Genomic DNA, 19,109 nt, shown 5'->3' on the forward strand with positions numbered 1-19,109 from the left:
GGCCCCGGCTGACGAGCCCTCCCCCGAGACCGAGGTCGTCGAGGAGGACGCGGTGATCGCGCAGCTCGAGGCCCCGAGCAATCTGAGCTCGGTGTGCGACCCGTCGCTGACCGCCGACCTCGACGCCGCGATCCGCGGTAACGGTGACGTCCACGAGATCCTGACGAACGCGCAGCCGAAGCTGTGGGACCTCGCCGTGAACCTGCCGATCGTGCAGGACCGCACGGTCGTCGCGGCCGGCCCCGGAATCGACGGCGTATCGCTGGCCGGTGCGGTACCCGCGGGTGTCGTCGCCGACGCCCCCAACTGGTGGAGGACGACCCCGTGACCGACGCTGCCCGGCGGCTGCTGCTCGTGCATGCCCATCCCGACGACGAAACCCTCACCACCGGCGGGACCATCGCCCGCTACGTGGCAGAGGGCGCCGAAGTCACCGTCCTGACCTGCACGCTCGGCGAGGAAGGCGAGGTCATCGGCGACGACTGGGCCGAACTCGTCGCCGATCGTGCCGATCAGCTCGGCGGCTACCGCATCCTGGAACTGACCCGGGCGCTCGCCGCGCTCGGCGTCGCCGCGCCCCGTTTCCTCGAGCGCGCCGGACGCTGGCGCGACTCCGGCATGGCCGGGACCCCGTCGGCGGAGAACCCCCGGGCCTGGGTCAACGCGGACCACGACGAAGCGGTGTCGGCGCTCGTCGCCGTGATCCGGGAACTGCGCCCGCACGTCGTCGTCACGTACGACCCGGTCGGCGGCTACGGCCATCCCGATCACGTCGCCGTGCACGAGCGCGTGACCGCCGCGATCGAGGCGGCCGCCACCGACGCGTATCCGGAGGCGGGGGAGCCGTGGTCGACCCCGAAGCTGTACTGGACCGTCACCGAGGAGAGCGCGCTGCGGGACGGACTCGCCGCGCTCGGCGACATCCCCGCCGAGTGGGCCGTGCCCGACGCCGGCGACCTGCCGAGCGTGCCCGACGAGCGGGTGACCACCGCGGTGGACGTCGGCGGAGTGCTCGACGCGAAGCGGGCGGCGATGGCCGCGCACGCCACCCAGGTGATCGTCGCGCCCGGCGGCGCCGCGTTCGCGCTGTCGAACCTGATCGCCCAGCCGGTCTTCGCCGAGGAGCACTTCGTGCTCGTGCGGGGCGCGCTCGGGGACGTCGACGACTCCGGCCGAGAGCGTGACCTCTTCGCGGGCCTGACGTAGGCTGGCGCTGCCGAGCAGGAGTGATTCTGCTCACAGTCACTGTCCGGTCGGTGCCGAGCCCGGGGGGATGCGGATGTACAACTGGTCCGTCCAGAATCAGATCGTCGCGTTCGTCGATTCGTTGCGGCCCTACGCCGATCAGATCCGCGCCGACTACTACCACGCGTTGTACGACTTCGCAGATCAGCAGAGCCAGCTGCTGACGATGCTCGGCTATCCGCCGGTTCCCTGATCCGGACCGCTCCGGAACCGTGCCCCCGATGTGCGCATCGGGGGCACGTTGGCGCACTATCGAAACCATGACGGTCGATCCCGCCACCGCACCATCCGACGCCTCCGTTCCCGCCGACGTCCCACCCCGGACCGGTGTCGTGGCGTTGCTCGTCGTCGACGGCCTGATCTGTGCCGTGTTGTCCGTGCTGTTCCTGGGCATGTACATCGGCTCGGTGCCGTTCCCGATCTCCATCCTGCTCGCCGCGGTCGTGAACCTGCTGCTGGTGATGGCGGTGCGCACCGAGACCGGATCGCTGGGCAAGGCCACGTGGCCGCTCGTGGCCTGGACCGTCGGGTTCTTGTTGTGCCTGGTCGGTGGCCCGGGCGCCGATCAGCTCGCGGTCGCGGACTGGCGGATCCTGCTGCTGCCGATCGCGGCGCTCGGCCCGGCCGGCCTGTACCTGTTCAGCGCGCGCATCAACGCCATCACGAACGCAGTCCGGCAGTCTCCGCCGCAGAAATGAGCACGTCGGCCAGCATCGACCGGGTCAACCGCCCGGTGAAGGTGTTCTGCTGGCTGACGTGATAGCACCCGAACAGGTGCAGTGGTGCCCGGTCCGGGGACGCTCCCGGTAGCTCGACGTGCGCGCCGTGCCCGAACCGCGGTCGCGGCCGCGGGATCGCCCAGCCGGCGTCGGCGAGCACCGGCAGCAGCGCCTGCCAGCCGAAACCGCCGAGCACGATCACCGAGCGCAGCGTCGGGGTCAGCAATTTCAGTTCGAGGTCCAGCCAGTGACGGCACGTGTCGCGCTCGACGGTCGTCGGACGGTTCGCTGGCGGAGCGCAGTGCACCGGCGCCGTGATCCGGGTGCCCCGCAGGACGAGACCGTCGCCGCGGTGCGTCGCCGTCGGCTGCGACGCCAGCCCTGCGTCGTACATCGCGGCATACAGGAAATCTCCGGCCCGATCGCCGGTGAACATCCGGCCGGTGCGGTTGCCGCCGTGCGCGGCCGGTGCCAGACCCACGATGAGCAGCGCCGCGTCGGCCGGGCCGAAACCCGGCACCGGGCGGCCCCAGTACGCCTCGTCGCGGAACGCGGCACGTTTGTCGCGTGCCACCTGCTCGCGCCACGCCACCAGCCGAGGGCAGGCCCGGCAGTGCACCAGCTGCTCGTCCATCTCGGCGAGGGTGTGCGGCGTCTCGTCTGGTGGCCGGGTCATCGGTTCGCCCACACGTCGCCGGCGCCCGGGGTGACCGCCTCGACCAGCGCCCACGCCTGCCCCACCGGCACATCCAGGATCTCGTAGTGCCCGACCCCGGCGGGCGTCGCGGCGATGACCGTGGCGACCCCGGCACGCCGCTGGAAGAACGTCTGCCGCACGGTCCAGCCGATGATCCCGTCGGCTTCGAGGCACACCCGCTGCCGATCCAGCGATCCGCTGCGGGTGATCAGCCACCCGGGGAGGACGGCGTGCCCGAGGCTGCGAAACCGGTCCCAGGCGAGACCGGCCGCGACCGGAATCAGCAGACCGGCGCCGACCCACACGGGCAGCGGAACCGTCCGGCCGGTGACCGCCGTGGCGACGGCCGCGACCGCGAGCACGGCGACGACGGGCAGGACGGCCCGGGTGTAGCGGCGCCGGCGCGCCGCGGCACCGTGCGACCGCAGCGGTGTCGTCGGCAGTGCCGGGTCGCGCACCACCGCCGTCGCGACGCGATGCGCCTCGGCGGCCGGGGCCGCGGGCAGCAACAGCGACGATTCGCCGCGCTCGGCCGCGACACCGGTCATGATCGCGTCGAGCCGGGCACCGCCCGCGATCCGCAGGGCGAGTGGTTCGCGCAGCACCGCGCCGCGCAGCCGCGCCCGGTCCAGGGTGGTGTGCCGAACCCGCAGCAGCCCGTGGCCGATGCGCAGGGTGCGGCCGTCGTCGGTGACGAGCAGGTTCCCGTAGAGCAGCAGGTACCGCACGCACGCCGCGGCACTCGCGACGGCCAGCAACGCCACCGCTCCCACCGCGACCGCGATCACCGGACCGGCCGTGGTGACCCACGAGATGCCGCGTTGCACGGTGCCGGACTCGGCGAGGCGTTCCCCGAGCCCGTACTGGAACACCACACCCGCGACCGCCGCGACCGCGACGAGCCCGGTCGTGGAGAACGGCGCGTAGCGCACCCAGGACGGTTGCAGGCGGGCGAGTTCGATCTCGGTAGGGGCGGCTGCGGGGGCCTTGTCGGGACGGTCGTCCGGGACGGGGTGGCCGGACAGCAGCGCCTCGCGCAGTGCCGGCACCGCGCCGATCGCGAGCCCGTCGAGTTCGAACCGGTTGCGGTCGCGGCCGCCGGAGGTGGCCTGACCGGTGCCGATCCGCACCGAGGCGAGCCCGAGGAGGCGATGCATGACGCGGCGGTCGACATCCACCGAACGGATGCGGCTGCGCGGAATCGACAGCACCTGCCGCTGCAGCAGACCGCGTCGCAGCTCGACGTGCACCGGGCCGATCCGGTAGGTGGTGGTGAACCACCGCAGCACACCGACGACGACGAGCAGCCCGGCGACCGCCAGACCCCAGCCGTGGTTGCCGCTGCTGCTGCCGACGATCACCGACACCGCGAGCACCGGCAGCAGCCGCAGGATCTCCTGCACGGGGTGGACCAGCAGCATCCGCGGGTCCAGCCGCAGCCACGGCTGCTCGGCCTCGGCGGCGAGCGCGGCCGGGCTCTCCGATTCCGGGGGGACGGATTCGATGCTCACGTCGCGTCGATCCCGTTGCGTCCGGCGATCTCGGTGAGACGCGCCGCGGTGGCGTCGGCGACCGCGACGTCGAGGGCGGCGATCTCCACGGCTCCCGCCGACGACGCGGTGGTGACGGTGACCGTCGCCAGTCCCAGCCACCGGTCGATCGGGCCGCGCTCGGTGTCGACGGTCTGGATCCGGGAGATCGGCGCGATGCGGCGTTCCTGCGTGAACCATCCCGACCGGGTGTAGACGGCGGTGTCGCTGATCTCCCAGCGGTGCACCCGGTACCGCCACACCGGCACGAGGCCGATGTGCGCGGCGGCGAGCACAAGCGTCGCGACCGCGGCCGCGACGTGCCACGGGCCGTGACCGGCGTCGACGATCGCCCACACGATCTGGGCGGCGACGATCGGGATCCACAGCAGCGCGGCGTTCACGGCCCACAGCAACCGGGCCTTCGGGCTCGGCCGCCACGCGGGATCGTCCATCACCACCGGTGTCGGTGGAACGGTCCGGGCGTCGGGTCTGCCCAGTTCGGAATCCCGTGTCAATTCGTGCTCCTCGTCGCCGCGCCGGTCGCTCCCGAGTATTGCGCGACTCGGTCGGATCCGGCCCACGAGTCTCCCGACCCCGAGTGAACACGCAGGTGGGAGAAGATCACGAGCCGGGAGCGCACGCAGCCGATAGGCTCGGTTGTACCGGCCGGTCCGGCACGCGGGCCGCCTGGTCGAAACGTCGAGACGAGGAGGATTGTGATGCCTGGATCAGCGCGCCCCGACGAATTCGCCGGACTGCCCGAGGCCGATCGGATCGAGCAGGTCACGGACGCATACGACGACGAAGCCGCGGAGGACGTGGTGCCCGACCAGGTTCCGCTCGAGGTCGATCCCGGTGACGCCGTCGAGCAGAGCCTGTCCGTCCCCGAAGACGAGGACTATCCCAGGGAGTGAGCACCCGGAGGTGGCACGCGTCGGAGTCGTGGCGCATGATCGCCCAATGACCCGCTCCACTGACGACGACGCTCCCGTCACGAACCTTCCCATGCCCTCGGTCCGACCCGGCGCCGCCGGGCGGACCGAGGCGCAGGCTGTGCCGGGGATGAGGCGAGCGTTGCGCCGGGCCCGCGACGGCGTGACGCTCAATGTCGACGAGGCCGCCGTCCTGCTGCAGGCCCGCGGCGCGGATCTCGAGGACCTGTGCGCGTCCGCGGCGCGGGTGCGGGATGCGGGTCTGGCCGCGGTGGGACGTCCCGGCACCGTCACGTATTCGCGGAAGGTGTTCGTGCCGATCACCCGGCTGTGCCGGGACAGGTGCCACTACTGCACGTTCGTCACCGTGCCCGGCAAGCTGCGGGCGGAGGGTCGGGGTATGTACCTCGAACCCGACGAGATCCTGGAGATCGCGCGGCAGGGCGCCGAACTCGGCTGCAAGGAAGCGCTGTTCACGCTCGGTGACCGGCCCGAGGACCGGTGGCCCGAGGCCCGGCAGTGGCTCGACGAGCGCGGCTACGATTCGACCCTCGACTACGTGCGGGCGATGGCGATCCGGGTACTCGAGGAGACCGGCCTGCTGCCGCACCTGAACCCGGGCGTGATGAGCTGGGCGGAGATCTCCCGGCTCAAGCCGGTCGCGCCGTCGATGGGCATGATGCTCGAGACGACCTCCGAGCGGTTGTTCACCGAGAAGGGGCAGTGCCACCACGGCAGCCCGGACAAGGACCCGCAGGTGCGTCTGCGGGTGCTCACCGACGCCGGACGGCTCTCGGTGCCGTTCACCACCGGCATCCTCGTCGGCATCGGCGAGACGTTCACCGAACGGGCCGAGTCGATCGCCGCGATCCGCAAGTCGCACAAGGCGTTCGGTCACATCCAGGAAGTCATCGTGCAGAACTTCCGGGCCAAGGACGACACCGCCATGCGGGGTCACGACGACGCCGATCTCGACGAGTTCCGGGCCGCGATCGCCGTGGCCCGCCTGGTGCTCGGCCCCGGCATGCGCATCCAGGCGCCCCCGAACCTCGTCTCGCACGACGAGTGCCGCGCCTTGCTCGCCGCCGGTGTCGACGACTGGGGTGGCGTCTCGCCGCTGACCCCCGACCACGTCAACCCCGAGCGGCCGTGGCCGAACCTGGACACGCTCGCGCAGATCAGCGCGGACGCCGGATTCACCCTCACCGAACGGATCGCCGCGCAACCGCAGTACGTGCTGGCCGGTCAGCCGTGGATCGACCCGCGGATCGCGGCCCACGTGCGGGCGCTGTCCGACCCGCAGACCGGGCTCGCCGCCGACGTGATCCCGTCCGGGCTGCCCTGGCAGGAACCGGACATCGACTGGGAGTCGTCCGGACGCATCGACCTGAACTCCGACATCGACGTCACCGGCCGCAACACCGAGCACCGCTCCGACCTGGGCAGCGCCTTCGGTGACTGGGAAACCGTCCGCGAACAGGTCCTCGCCCTCGGTGCGAGCGCTCCCGTGCGGGTCGACACCGATGTGCTGGCGGCCCTGCGTTCGGCGGAACGCGACCCCGCCGGCTGCTCCGACGCCGAATACCTGGCGCTGGCGACCGCCGACGGTCCGGGTCTCGAGGCGGTCGTCGCCCTCGCCGACGCCCTGCGCCGCGACACCGTCGGCGACGACGTGACGTACGTGGTGAACCGGAACATCAACTTCACCAACATCTGCTACACCGGCTGCCGGTTCTGCGCGTTCGCGCAGCGCAAGGGCGACGCCGACGCGTTCACCCTGTCCACGAGCGAAGTCGCGGACCGGGCGTGGGAGGCGCACGTCGCCGGTGCCACCGAGGTGTGCATGCAGGGTGGCATCGATCCGGAACTGCCGGTCACCGGCTACGCGGACCTGGTGCGCGCGGTCAAGGAGCGGGTCCCGACGATGCACGTGCACGCGTTCTCGCCGATGGAGATCGCCAACGGCGTCGCGCGCAGCGGCATCTCCACCCGCGACTGGCTGATCGAACTGCGCGAGGCCGGCCTGGACACCATCCCGGGCACCGCCGCCGAGATCCTCGACGACGAGGTGCGCTGGGTGCTCACCAAGGGCAAGCTGCCCACCGCCGAGTGGATCGACGTCGTGACGACCGCGCACGAGGTGGGGCTGCGGTCGAGCTCGACGATGATGTACGGGCACGTCGACCAGCCGCACCACTGGGTCGGACACCTGAACGTGCTGCGCGGAATCCAGGACCGCACAGGTGGTTTCACCGAATTCGTGCTGCTGCCGTTCGTGCACCAGTCGTCGCCGCTGTACCTCGCGGGCGCGTCCCGGCCGGGTCCGACGATGCGCGACAACCGCGCCGCGCACGCGCTGGCGCGGATCATGCTGCACGGGCGGATCGACAACATCCAGACCAGCTGGGTCAAGCTCGGGGTCGCCGGGACGCAGGCGATGCTGCAGGGTGGCGCCAACGACCTGGGCGGCACCCTGATGGAGGAGACCATCTCCCGGATGGCGGGATCGCAGCACGGATCGGAGAAGACCGTCGCCGAGCTGGTCGCGATCGCCGAGGGCATCGGCCGTCCGGCCCGTCAGCGCACTACCGCGTACGCGCGTCGCGACATCGAGGTGACCGTCGCCTGACGGCGGCGGCCGGGACATCCGCACCGGTCCTCCAGCAGGTCAGGGCACCCTAATTCGTCGGGGTCCCCGCCCGGCGGGGGATACTGGACGGCGTCGGTCGCCGCGGGTGGCCGATTCGGGCGGGACCGCGCAGGTCGGCGGGCATAGTGAAAGGCAGGTAGAACAGCAGTGACGTACACGATTGCGGAGCCGTGCGTGGACGTGATGGACAAGGCATGTATCGAGGAATGCCCCGTCGACTGCATCTACGAGGGCGGTCGCATGCTGTACATCCACCCCGACGAGTGCGTCGACTGCGGTGCGTGCGAGCCGGTCTGCCCCGTCGAGGCGATCTTCTACGAGGACGACGTGCCGGACGAGTGGTCCGCCTACGTGAAGGCGAACGTCGACTTCTTCGACGATCTGGGTTCCCCCGGTGGCGCTGCCAAGCTCGGCAAGGTCGACTACGACCCGCCGTTCATCAAGGCGCTTCCTCCCATGGGCGAGGAATGAGTTGACCTCCACGGTGACCACACGTGCACGTCGTTCGGTGGCGAAATCACTGCCGGACTTCCCCTGGGACTCGCTGACCGACGCCAAGGAGAAGGCGTCGGCGCATCCCGACGGGATCGTCAACCTCTCGGTCGGAACCCCCGTCGATCCGGTCGCCCCGGTGATCCGCGAGGCACTCGTCGCGGTCGCGGAGGAGCCGGGCTATCCCACGACCCACGGCACCGCCGAACTGCGGTCCGCCGCCGTCGGCGCGCTCGCACGCCGTTACGGCATCACCGGCCTCGCCGAGTCGTCGATCCTGCCGGCGATCGGTACCAAGGAAATGATCGCGTGGCTGCCGACCCTGCTCGGTCTCGGCGCCGACGATCTCGTCGTCATCCCCGAACTGGCCTACCCGACCTACGAGGTCGGCGGTCTGCTCGCCGGCGCGCGGCTGATCCGCGCCGACGGCCTCAACCGACTCGGCCCCGAGGGCGCGGCGCTGGTGTTCGTGAACTCCCCGTCGAACCCGACCGGCAAGGTGCTCGGCCTCGAGCACCTGCGCAAGGTCGTCGACTGGGCCCGCAGCCGCGGCGCCGTCGTCGTGTCCGACGAGTGCTACCTGGGGCTGACCTGGGAAGGCGAAGCGCTGTCGATCCTGCACCCGAGCGTGTGCGACGGCGACCACACCGGCCTGCTGGCCGTGCACTCGCTGTCGAAGACCTCGAACCTCGCCAGCTACCGCGCCGGGTTCGTCACCGGTGACGCCGAACTGGTCGCGGACCTGCTCGAGGTGCGCAAGCACTCCGGCATGATGCTGCCGCTGCCCATCCAGTCCGCGATGACCGCGGCGCTGCTCGACGACGAGCACGAGAACATCCAGCGCGAGCGGTACCGCGCGCGGCGCGAGGTGCTGCTCGCAGCGATCCGCGGCGCCGGCTTCACCGTCGACCATTCCGAGGCCGGGCTCTACCTGTGGGCGACGCGCGGCGAGGAGTGCCGCGCGACCGTCGACTGGTTCGCCGAACGCGGAATCCTGGTGGCACCGGGCGAGTTCTACGGTCCCGGTGGTGTGCAGCACGTGCGGATCGCGCTGACCGCGACGGACGAGAGGATCGCCGCGGCCGCGTCCCGACTCGGCTGATCGGGCTCGGTAACCCGAGAAACCGGTCGTACGCAGGTAGATTGGCGTCCGTGAGCACATCGGGCGACGATCCGCGATCGGCGGTGTTGTATGTCCTGTTCGCCGTGCTGGCGACGCTGCTTGCGCTTCGCTGGGCCCGTGCCCGCGACCTCGGGACGTTCCTGTGGCCCCCGCCCCTCGCCGCGACCGTGCTGTGGCTGATAGTGGCCGTGCCGTCCCTGCTGCGGGTCGCCGTGCCCGCGCTCGACGAGATGTTCCGGCGCAACCCGGTGCAGATCCGCAACGACGGCGAATGGTGGCGGATCGGCACGTCGGTGCTCGTCCAGGACGGGGGAGCGGCCGCCATCGTGGCGAACCTGGTGCTGCTCGCCGTGCTCGCGGTCGCGGGTGTGCGCGTGTGGGGACCGGGCCGTGCGCTCGCCTTGTTCGCCGGCGGACAGCTGATGTGGGGATTGTTCACCTCGTTCGTGTCGCCGTCCGCCGGTGCCGGCTGTTCCGCGGCGGCATTCGCCCTGGCCGCGGCGACCGCCGGACTCTGGTTGTCGATGGGTGCCCGCCGCCTCGAACTGGCTGTGTCCCTGGCGATTCTCGCGATCGGCGCGTTGCTGCTGTTGATCGACGACGCACACGGTGTGGCGGTGCTGTGCGGCATGCTGCTCGGCGCGGTCCTCGGCACCGTGATGCCGCCGACCCGACCGGTGTCGGCCGCGGCGGTCGGGACCTGAGGATGCGGTCTGTGGGAAGGTGATGCCGTGTCTGCACTCCTGTCCTCACTGAATCCCCTCGCCGTCGCGCGCGGCGACGACGTGCCCGACGCCGTCCGGATCGACGGGCACACCCTGTCCCGGAGCGATCTCCTCGGTGCCGCGACCGCCGTTGCGGCGCGCGTCGCGCGGGCCGAGCGGGTCGCGGTGCTCGCGACCCCGACGGCGTCGACGATCGTCGCGGTCGTCGGCGCGCTGCTCGCGGGTGTCACCGTCGTTCCGGTGCCGCCGGATTCCGGTCCGGCCGAGCGGGCGCACATCCTGAACGATTCCGGCGCCCAGGCCTGGCTGGGAGCGGCACCCGAATCGGACGACGCCGTCCCGCAACTGCCGGTGATCGCGGTGCGACTGCACGCGCGGGACTGGCACGCGTTGCCCGAACCGGATCCGGCGCGCATCGCGTTCGTGCTCTACACCTCGGGCACGACGGGAGCCCCGAAGGGTGTGCTGCTGAGCCGCCGCGCGATCGCCGCGGGCATCGATGCGCTCGCCGAGGCGTGGGACTGGACGAGCCGCGACATCCTGGTGCACGGGCTTCCCCTGTTCCACGTGCACGGCCTGATCCTCGGTGTCCTCGGGCCCCTGCGGGTGGGCAGCCGGCTGATCCACACCGGCAAGCCGACACCGCAGGCGTACGCCGAGGCCCGGGGCACGCTGTACTTCGGGGTGCCGACGGTGTGGTCGCGGGTCGTCGAGGACGAGGCGTCGGCGCGGGCGCTGAGGGGCGCGCGGCTGCTGGTGTCCGGGAGTGCCCCGCTGCCGGTGCCGGTGTTCGAGCGGCTGCGCGAGCTGACCGGCCTCACGCCGATCGAGCGGTACGGGATGAGCGAGACCATGCTGACGCTGAGCACCCGCGCCGACGGGGAACGCCGGCCGGGGTGGGTCGGCACACCGGTGCGCGGCGTGGAGACCCGGCTGCGGGACGAACACGGCGCCGACGTGCCGCACGACGGCGAGAGTATCGGTGTGCTGCAGGTTCGCGGGCCGATGCTGTTCGACGGCTATCTCAACCGCCCGGACGCGACCGCGGAATCACGGACCGACGACGGCTGGTTCGTCACCGGTGACGTCGCCGTGATCGATCCCGGCGGATTCCACCGGATCGTCGGCCGCGAATCGACCGACCTGATCAAGTCCGGCGGGTTCCGGGTGGGTGCGGGGGAGATCGAAACCGTCCTCCTCGGGCATCCCGCGGTGCGGGAGGTCGCCGTCGTCGGAGTGCCCGACGACGATCTGGGGCAGCGCATCGTCGCGTTCGTCGTGCCGCGTCCGGGCGGTCCGGAGGTCGACGAGGAAGAACTCGTCAACCTTGTGGCACAGCAGCTTTCGGTGCACAAACGTCCCCGGGAGGTGCGGGTGGTGCAGGACCTTCCCCGCAACGCGATGGGGAAGGTGCAGAAGAAGCTGCTGCTCGGATAGGAGCCGCCGGCGGGGTGGATGGGCCCCGCCGGGCGGAGTTCGCGAGAAATCTGTGACTTGGGGTTGCGCATTCCGCCCCCGAAGGCGGATTGTTTTCTGCACAGTAGGTGCGTCTACTCATTGGGGGGTTGAAACATGTCTGTGACCGATCACGTGCGGACAGATCACGTGCATCCGATGGTTCCGGGGGGTGGGGAGCCCGCATTCGTCGTCGACGGAAAGCCGGCGTCGGTACCGCTTCGTGATCTGCCGGCGGTGGCCCGCAAACTCGTCGCGCACTTCGCCGACCACGTCGCGCCGTGCTCGTTGCGGCCGGGGGAGTCGCTGCGCGGTGACGTCACCGAGGTCACCGTCCGATGCCTGCGCATCGCGATCCACCTGCTCGACGCGGGTGAGCTGCCGTCGGACGCCGACCTGGCCGAGCTGCGCAGCAGCGCCGCGCAGTGGGCGCGCGCCGGTTTCCGGCTCGAATACATGCTGCGCATCTACCACGAGGGAATCCGCCTCGGCTGGGAACTGGTGACCGAACGCGCAGGTGAGGGCGACATCGAGTCCATCGCCGCCGCGTCCCGGCTGTGGATGGCGCTGCTCGAGCGCGTCACCGTCGCCGCCACCACCGGTTTCGTCGCCGAACTCGACGCGATCAAGCGGGAACGGGACGTCGCCGCGCAGGAACTGGTCACCGCCCTGCTGAGCGGCCAGGACGCCGCCGCGGTCGCGCGGCGGTCCGGGCTCGAGCTGGCCGACGGGTACACGGTGCTGGGTCTGGCGCTGGCCCGCCATCCCGACACCCGCAATCCGCACGTGCGGCAGGACGTCGTCGCCCGCCGCACCCTCCGTCGCGTCGAGGTCGAACTGGAAGCGGCCTGCGAGGGGCGGCAGCTGGCGCTGCTCGGGCCGGAAGGCGGCACGGTGTTGCTCGCGGGCGCCCGCAGCGACGACTCGATCGCGATGCTGCGCGAGCGCATCGAGACGGTCGCCGGGGTGTCGGTGACGATCGTGGTGGTCCACGCGACGGTCTCCGAGGTGCCGACCGGAGCGCAGCAGGCCCACGAACTGCTCGATCTGGTTCGTCAGCTCGGCCGCGCGCCGGGGGTGTACCGCATGCAGGACCTGGCGCTCGAGTACCAGCTCACCCGGCCCGGCCCGGCGCGCGAGTACCTCGCCCGGGTCCTCGAACCGCTCGACGACACGCCGGAGCTCATCGAGACGCTCGAGACGCACATCGCCCACGACCTGAGCCGCCAGCTCACCGCCCGCACGCTCCACGTGCACGCCAACACCGTCGACTACCGGCTCAAGCGCATCGCGCAGTTGACCGGGTACGACCCGACCCGGCCGTCCGGGTTGCGGCAGTTGCAGGCCGCGATCGTGGCTCGGCGGTTGGAGGGTGTCGTGCCGGAACACGCCGGGGGTCTCACGATGCTGTAACGATTGCATCTCGTGACCGATAAGGTGTGACCGGCGTCATATGGGGGGGTAATACCCGGAGGTCGGCCGGATCATCGGTCAGGGGAGGAGTCGTATGGCGGTGCCGCCCGGCGAGCGGAAGCGTCGCCCGACACGGAGGGCCGCGGCGTACCTGCTGGTCGTCGCACTGTTTGTCGGACTGGGCGCCGGTGTGGCGGGAGCGGTCCGGGCCTGGCGGGACCGGTGCGACGTCGTCGACGAATACACCCTCGCGGTGGCGCCCGGAATCGAGGACGCGGTCGAAGAGGTACTCGCCCGTGCCGACACCGGATGTACACGCTTCACCGTCTCGGTCGCCGAACCCGGTGACGTTGCGGGCCTGCTCGGAACCGGGGAGGGCGCACCCGACCTGTGGATTACGGATTCGGGCTGGTGGGCCACCCGCGCGTCGGCGATGGCGTCGGGTCCGGTGCAGACCGTCCTCACGCCGATCGCGACGACGCCGGCGGTCCTGGTCGGACGGCCCGGGCAGGTCCCCGAGGTGGCCACCTGGCGGGCCGCCCTCGCCCTGAAGGACCTGCGTCCGGGCAATCCGCTGCGCACGGGTGTAGCCGCGGCGCCGATCCGGGCGGCGCTCGCCGAAACCGAGAACGATCCGGTCGCGATCGGCACCGTGCGCACCGCGATGGCACCCCTCGCGCAGCGCGAGAACGCCCGGCCGGACGAGCCACCGACCGGTGGGATCCTGCTCGACCTGATCGCGTCGGAGGGCGGGGTCGGTGTCGCCACCGAACAGCAGTTCCACCGGTACAGCACCGACGGCGGTGACGCACTCGGGGGCGCGGTGCTCGAAGCGAAGGTGCCCGACAACGGCAGCATTCTGCTCGACTACTCGCTGGTGGTGACGGCGCCGGGCCCGGAGCGGCACCGCGACGCGACCGAGGCGGGACGGATGCTGGCGGACATCTTCTCGACGCAGTGGGCGCGGGACGTCTTCGTCGCCCACGGGTTCCGCGATCCCGCCGGGCGGGCCCTGCCCGAGGGAGCCGGGGTCGGTGAGATCACCGCGATGACCCTGCACGACGAGAGCATCGCTCAGGAAGCGCTGCAGGCGTGGGCGGTACTGGCCCTGCCGATCCGCACGCTCGTCGCCGTCGACGTCTCTGCGTCGATGAACACGCCGGTCGGCGGCGCCACGCGCCTGCAACTCACCGAGCAGGCTGCCCGCTCCGCCACGGCGATGTTCTCGGGCAGCGTGCAGGCCGGCCTGTGGGTGTTCGCCGACGATCTCGGCGGGGACGGGCAGGGCCACCGCGAACTGCTGCCCATCCGGCGGCTCGACACCATGGTGGACGGGCACCTGCAGCGGGATCTGATGAACACGCTCAGCACCACCGTGGCGGCCGAGGCGGCGGCAGCGGCGGGCGATCGCGCGGCCCTCTACGACACGACACTCGCAGCGTTCCGGCAGATGCAGGCCACCTACGACCCGCGCGCGATCAACAGCGTCATCGTCCTGACCGACGGTGGGGACGACGAATCGGGCGGCATCGGCCGGGAGGATCTGGTCGCGACCCTCGAGCGCGAGCAGAATCCGGCCCGGCCGGTCGTGATCGTCACGGTCGGCATCACGGACGACGCCGATGCGGATGCGCTCGCGGCGATCGCCCACGCCACCGGCGGAACGAGCTACATCGCGCAGGACCCTGCCGACATCTCGGCGATCTTCGTCAGCGCCCTCGTGGACCGCACCCGCTAGCGAGGTTCGATCGGCCGGCTACTGCGCCTGCCGGGTCGGGTGCTGCCGGGTGCGGCGCTGCCACACGAAGCCGATCCCGGCGATCACCAGGAACAGCACGAGCGTCGACAGCAACTGGATGCGGGCGGCGTCGTCGAACAGCATCAGCACGATGAACGCGCCGAGCATCGCCAGGGTGAACCAGCTCAGGTAGGGGAACGCCCACATGCGGACCGTGAGGACGCCTTCGCGCTCGAATCGCGGACGCAGGCGCAACTGCGCGACGACGACGAAGATCCAGATCGCCAGCAGCGCCGAGCCGACCGCATTGAGCAGGATCCCGAGCAGGGTGTCGGGCAGCAGCCAGTTCAGCAGCACGCTGACGAACCCGAAGAACACCGACAGCAGCACCGCGTTGCGCGGCACCCCGGTGTGCGAGAGCTTGCTCAGGGCGGCGGGACCGTCGCCGCCGCGGGAGAGGGCGAACGCCATCCGGGACGTTCCGTAGACGTTCGCGTTGAAGGCCGACAGCAGCGCCACCACGACGACCAGTTCCATGAATCCGGAGACGTACGGGATGCCTGCGACGTCGAGTACGGACACGAACGGCGAATCGTCGGTGCTGCCCGCGACGGTCCACGGCAGCACCAGCACCATGATCGCGATGGACCCCAGGTAGAACATGCTGATGCGCCAGACGACGGTGCGCACCGCGGTCGCGATGGCTCGTTCCGGGTCCCGGGATTCGGCGGCCGCGATGGTGACGATCTCGATGCCGCCGAATGCGAACGCGACCGCGAGCAGACCCGCGGCGATACCCGCGATGCCGTTCGGCGCGAAGCCGTCGCCGTCACCGAACAGATGCGTCGTCCCGACCGGTTCGGTCCCGGGCAACAGGCCGAACACCAGCAGCACACCGATGACGAGGAACGCGACGATCACCGCGACCTTCAGTGCGGCGAACCAGAATTCGAATTCCCCGAAGTTCGCGACCTTCGCGAGGTTGACGACCGCGAAGAACGTGACGAACACCAGCGCGATCACCCACTGCGGCACCGCGGGGATCCACGAGTTGACGATGCTCGAGGCGCCGGTGATCTCGACGCCGAGCACCATGATCAGCATGAACCAGTAGAGCCAGCCCATCGTGAAGCCGGCCCACTCGCCGATGCCGATGCGCGCGTAGTGGGAGAACGAACCGCTGGCGGGCAGCGCGGCACCCATCTCACCGAGCATCCGCATCACGAAGATGATCATGATGCCCGCGAGAATGTACGAGACGATGACCGCGGGTCCGGCGGCGGCGATGCCGACGCCGGACCCCAGGAACAGGCCCGCGCCGATGGCGGAACCGAGTCCCATCATCGTCAGGTGCCGGACCTTCAGGCCGGTGCCCAGATCCTCGATCTCGGTGTGGGGTCGTCCGGCTTCGGTCACTGCTCTGCTCTGTTCGGGTGTAGCTCTGTTCGGATGCGCGCCGGGCTCAGTCGTTGGCGTGCAGGGCGGCGTTCAGTTCGACGCCGGTGCCCTTGTTGGGGACGACCTCGACGGCCCCGCTGACCGAGTTGCGGCGCAGCAGCAGGTTCGACGCGCCGCTGAGTTCCTTGGCCTTGACGACGGTTCCGTCCGGTCCGGTGACCTTGGTGCCCGCGGTGATGTACAGGCCGGCTTCGACGATGCAGTCGTCGCCGAGCGAGATGCCGACACCGGCGTTGGCGCCGAGCAGGCAGCGCTTGCCGATCGAGATGACTTCCTTGCCGCCACCGGAGAGGGTGCCCATGATGGACGCGCCGCCACCGATGTCGGAGCCGTCGTCGACGACCACGCCACCGGAGATGCGACCCTCGACCATCGAGCTGCCGAGCGTGCCGGCGTTGAAGTTCACGAAGCCCTCGTGCATGACGGTGGTGCCCGACGCGAGGTGCGCGCCCAGCCGGACGCGGTCGGCGTCGGCGATACGCACACCCGACGGCACGACGTAGTCGACCATGCGCGGGAACTTGTCGACCCCGAAGACGGTGACGTGACCGCGGATGCGCAGGCGCGAACGAACGGTTTCGAAGTTCTCGACGGCGCACGGGCCGAAGTTGGTCCACACGACGTTGGCGAGCAGACCGAAGATGCCGTCCAGGTTCTGGCCGTGCGGCTTCACCAGGCGGTGCGAAAGAAGGTGCAGGCGCAGGTACACGTCGTGCGCGTCGACGGGAGCCTGGGACAGGTCGGCGATCATCGTGCGCACCACGACCTGGGAGACCTCGCGGGCCTCGTCGGTGCCGGCGAGCAGCGCCAGGTCCGACGGGATGTCGGTGCCCTCGAGCCGCTGCGTGCCCGTCTCGCCGTATTCGCCCAGCGTGGGGGCCGGGTACCAGGTGTCGAGGACGGTGCCGTCCGCCGCGATGTTCGCGATGCCTACTGCCGATGCTCCGAGTGCACTCACGGTCGAGAAGATTACGCGAGGGCATTGCCCGGCTGCGCCTGCCCTGTGAAAAACCCGCGTTCCGTATCGTGCACCTATGCCCGTACCACGCCTGGACCTGCACGCCGATCCCGTCGAGTTGACCGCTGCGCTGGTGGACATTCCCAGCGTGTCGCACGACGAGGCCGTGATCGCCGATGCGGTCGAGACCGCGCTGCGCGAACAGACCTCCGGCTTCGAGATCGTGCGCTGCGGCAATGCCGTGCTCGCCCGCACGAATCGGGGTCTGGGCAGCCGGGTGATGCTCGCCGGGCACCTGGACACGGTGCCTATCGCCGACAACGTCCCGTCCCGCCGCGACGGCGATCTGCTGTGGGGATGCGGCACCGTCGACATGAAGTCGGGCGACGCGGTGTTCCTGCACCTGGCGGCGACGGTCGCGGACCCCGCGCACGACCTGACCCTCGTGTTCTACGACTGCGAGGAGATCGCCGCCGAGTTCAACGGTCTCGGCCGGATCGAGAAGGAACTGCCGGACTGGCTGGCCGCGGACGTCGCGATCCTCGGCGAGCCGACGGCCGGGCAGATCGAGGCGGGCTGCCAGGGCACGCTGCGGGCGCGGCTGTCCACGTCCGGGGTTCGGGCGCACTCGGCCCGGTCGTGGTTGGGGGACAACGCGATCCACCGTCTCGCCCCGGTGCTCGAGCGGCTGTCGCGGTACGAGGCGCGGTCGGTGGACATCGACGGCTGCGTGTACCGGGAAGGGCTGTCGGCCGTGCGTATCACCGGTGGTGTCGCCGGCAACGTGGTGCCCGACGCCGCCGACGTCGACGTCAACTTCCGGTTCGCGCCTGACCGCACCGTCGACCAGGCCGTCGCCCACGTGCGGGAGGTCTTCGACGGACTCGACATCACCTTCGAACTCACCGACGCCTCGCCCGGTGCCCTGCCGGGCCTGTCGGATCCGGCGGCGGCCGCGCTGGTCGAGGCCGCGGGCGGCCGGTTCCGCGCCAAGTACGGCTGGACCGACGTCTCGCGGTTCGCCGCGCTGGGCATCCCCGCCGTGAACTACGGGCCGGGCGATCCGAATCTCGCGCACAAACGTGACGAGCACGTCCCGGTCGGGCAGATCACCGAAGTGGCCGCGGTGCTGCGCGACTACCTCTCCCGATAGCGTGAACCCCATGTCAGACACCGAATCCGGCCGGCGCAAGTCCCGCGCCAAGATCGTTCAGCGCGGTCCCGTGCAGTTGCGCGGCGACCGCGCGGTCGAGACGACGACGATGGACCAGCGTCTGCTGGACCGTCGCGGACCCACGGACTGGGTGCACACCGATCCGTGGCGGGTCCTTCGCATCCAGAGCGAGTTCATCGAGGGCTTCGGCGCGCTCGCCGAGGTCCCGCGTGCGGTCGCGGTGTTCGGTTCCGCACGCACCCCGGAGGACGATCCCGAGTACGCGCTCGGGCGCAAACTCGGTGCGGCACTGGTCGAGGCGGGATACGCGGTGGTCACCGGTGGCGGGCCGGGTGCGATGGAGGCCGCGAACCGCGGCGCGAGCGAATCCGGTGGGTTCTCCATCGGACTCGGCATCGAGCTGCCGTTCGAGCAGGCCCTCAACGAATGGGTCGATCTGGGCCTGAACTTCCGGTACTTCTTCGCCCGCAAGACGATGTTCGTCAAGTACTCGCAGGCGTTCATCTGTCTGCCCGGCGGATTCGGGACGCTCGACGAGCTGTTCGAGGCCGTGACCCTTGTGCAGACCCACAAGATCACCCGGTTCCCGATCGTGCTGCTCGGCACCGAGTACTGGTCGGGACTGCTCGACTGGATCCGCACCGTCATGGTGCGCGCCGGCAAGATCTCGCCCGGCGATCTGGAACTGCTGTCGGTCACCGACAGCGTCGAGGAGGCGGTCCGCATCATCGTCGAGGCCCACCGTGGGGAAGAGGCGGACACGCTGTACGAGGAGAACACGTCGTGGTGAACGGAGCG

Annotated in this window: 18 protein-coding genes and 1 pseudogene; 14 read left to right on the forward strand and 5 right to left on the reverse strand. The window is 70.7% G+C overall.

Features of this window, described 5'->3' with window-relative positions; all coding sequences use genetic code 11:
* The 4 genes and pseudogenes from M1M07_RS26770 to M1M07_RS26785 all read left to right on the forward strand — a co-directional run.
* Positions 1-328 (forward strand): annotated as a pseudogene (locus M1M07_RS26770) (ABC transporter family substrate-binding protein); the annotation flags it as partial.
* Positions 325-1,206, forward strand: coding sequence for an N-acetyl-1-D-myo-inositol-2-amino-2-deoxy-alpha-D-glucopyranoside deacetylase (mshB, locus tag M1M07_RS26775; RefSeq protein WP_248676137.1), 882 nt, complete (start codon positions 325-327; stop codon positions 1,204-1,206). The pseudogene M1M07_RS26770 and the gene mshB, both read left to right, overlap by 4 nt.
* 73 nt (positions 1,207-1,279) lie before the next feature.
* Positions 1,280-1,438: a hypothetical protein gene (locus M1M07_RS26780; protein ID WP_197253962.1), complete on the forward strand. Its 159-nt coding sequence runs from the start codon at positions 1,280-1,282 to the stop codon at positions 1,436-1,438.
* A 67-nt stretch (positions 1,439-1,505) separates the two neighbouring features.
* Positions 1,506-1,943, forward strand: a complete 438-nt coding sequence (locus M1M07_RS26785) for a hypothetical protein (RefSeq protein WP_197253952.1) — start codon at positions 1,506-1,508, stop codon at positions 1,941-1,943.
* On the opposite strand, the gene M1M07_RS26790 is transcribed toward M1M07_RS26785, so the two are convergent.
* From M1M07_RS26790 to M1M07_RS26800, 3 genes are all read right to left on the reverse strand, one after another.
* Positions 1,906-2,640, reverse strand: a complete 735-nt coding sequence (locus M1M07_RS26790; protein ID WP_282582369.1) for a uracil-DNA glycosylase — start codon at positions 2,638-2,640, stop codon at positions 1,906-1,908. The genes M1M07_RS26785 and M1M07_RS26790 overlap by 38 nt on opposite strands.
* A complete protein-coding gene (locus M1M07_RS26795) occupies positions 2,637-4,082 on the reverse strand; it encodes a PH domain-containing protein (RefSeq protein ID WP_248676148.1) in 1,446 nt (481 codons plus the stop codon). The genes M1M07_RS26790 and M1M07_RS26795 overlap by 4 nt, the downstream gene beginning before the upstream one ends.
* 86 nt (positions 4,083-4,168) lie before the next feature.
* Positions 4,169-4,645 (reverse strand): PH domain-containing protein, encoded by a 477-nt coding sequence (locus tag M1M07_RS26800; RefSeq protein WP_248676149.1) that lies wholly within the window; start codon positions 4,643-4,645, stop codon positions 4,169-4,171.
* Positions 4,646-4,912: 267 nt separating this feature from the next.
* Between M1M07_RS26800 and M1M07_RS26805 the strand changes: the two genes are divergently transcribed.
* The 8 genes from M1M07_RS26805 to M1M07_RS26840 all read left to right on the forward strand — a co-directional run bounded on the left by M1M07_RS26805 (position 4,913) and on the right by M1M07_RS26840 (position 14,721).
* Positions 4,913-5,107, forward strand: a complete 195-nt coding sequence (locus M1M07_RS26805; protein ID WP_197250110.1) for a hypothetical protein — start codon at positions 4,913-4,915, stop codon at positions 5,105-5,107.
* Positions 5,108-5,153: 46 nt separating this feature from the next.
* Positions 5,154-7,754 carry a bifunctional FO biosynthesis protein CofGH gene (locus tag M1M07_RS26810; RefSeq protein ID WP_248676138.1) on the forward strand — a complete coding sequence of 867 codons (2,601 nt, stop codon included), beginning with the start codon at positions 5,154-5,156 and terminating at the stop codon, positions 7,752-7,754.
* Positions 7,755-7,922: 168 nt separating this feature from the next.
* A complete protein-coding gene (fdxA, locus tag M1M07_RS26815) occupies positions 7,923-8,246 on the forward strand; it encodes a ferredoxin (protein WP_138997778.1) in 324 nt (107 codons plus the stop codon).
* A 13-nt stretch (positions 8,247-8,259) separates the two neighbouring features.
* On the forward strand, positions 8,260-9,369 hold the full coding sequence (gene dapC / locus M1M07_RS26820) for a succinyldiaminopimelate transaminase (RefSeq protein ID WP_248676139.1): 1,110 nt from the start codon (positions 8,260-8,262) through the stop codon (positions 9,367-9,369).
* Between the two features lie 50 nt (positions 9,370-9,419).
* A complete protein-coding gene (locus tag M1M07_RS26825) occupies positions 9,420-10,094 on the forward strand; it encodes a rhomboid family intramembrane serine protease (protein ID WP_197250108.1) in 675 nt (224 codons plus the stop codon).
* Between the two features lie 27 nt (positions 10,095-10,121).
* Entirely contained in the window at positions 10,122-11,552 is a 1,431-nt protein-coding gene (locus M1M07_RS26830; RefSeq protein ID WP_248676140.1) for an acyl-CoA synthetase, read from the forward strand.
* A 177-nt stretch (positions 11,553-11,729) separates the two neighbouring features.
* Complete coding sequence (locus M1M07_RS26835; RefSeq protein ID WP_248676150.1) at positions 11,730-12,983, forward strand: CdaR family transcriptional regulator; 1,254 nt, start codon at positions 11,730-11,732, stop codon at positions 12,981-12,983.
* Positions 12,984-13,077: 94 nt separating this feature from the next.
* Entirely contained in the window at positions 13,078-14,721 is a 1,644-nt protein-coding gene (locus M1M07_RS26840) for a VWA domain-containing protein (RefSeq protein WP_248676141.1), read from the forward strand.
* An 18-nt stretch (positions 14,722-14,739) separates the two neighbouring features.
* On the opposite strand, the gene M1M07_RS26845 is transcribed toward M1M07_RS26840, so the two are convergent.
* Complete coding sequence (locus M1M07_RS26845; RefSeq protein WP_231609769.1) at positions 14,740-16,062, reverse strand: amino acid permease; 1,323 nt, start codon at positions 16,060-16,062, stop codon at positions 14,740-14,742.
* A gap of 121 nt (positions 16,063-16,183) precedes the next feature.
* Entirely contained in the window at positions 16,184-17,137 is a 954-nt protein-coding gene (gene dapD, locus M1M07_RS26850) for a 2,3,4,5-tetrahydropyridine-2,6-dicarboxylate N-succinyltransferase (RefSeq protein ID WP_248676142.1), read from the reverse strand.
* A gap of 76 nt (positions 17,138-17,213) precedes the next feature.
* Between dapD and dapE the strand changes: the two genes are divergently transcribed.
* Complete coding sequence (gene dapE, locus M1M07_RS26855) at positions 17,214-18,290, forward strand: succinyl-diaminopimelate desuccinylase (RefSeq protein ID WP_248676143.1); 1,077 nt, start codon at positions 17,214-17,216, stop codon at positions 18,288-18,290.
* Between the two features lie 10 nt (positions 18,291-18,300).
* Complete coding sequence (locus tag M1M07_RS26860; protein ID WP_197250103.1) at positions 18,301-19,101, forward strand: TIGR00730 family Rossman fold protein; 801 nt, start codon at positions 18,301-18,303, stop codon at positions 19,099-19,101.
* Positions 19,102-19,109 lie beyond the last annotated feature (8 nt).

It is taken from the genome of Rhodococcus sp. HM1 (genome assembly GCF_023218075.1).
In the GTDB taxonomy this organism is placed as follows: domain Bacteria; phylum Actinomycetota; class Actinomycetes; order Mycobacteriales; family Mycobacteriaceae; genus Rhodococcus.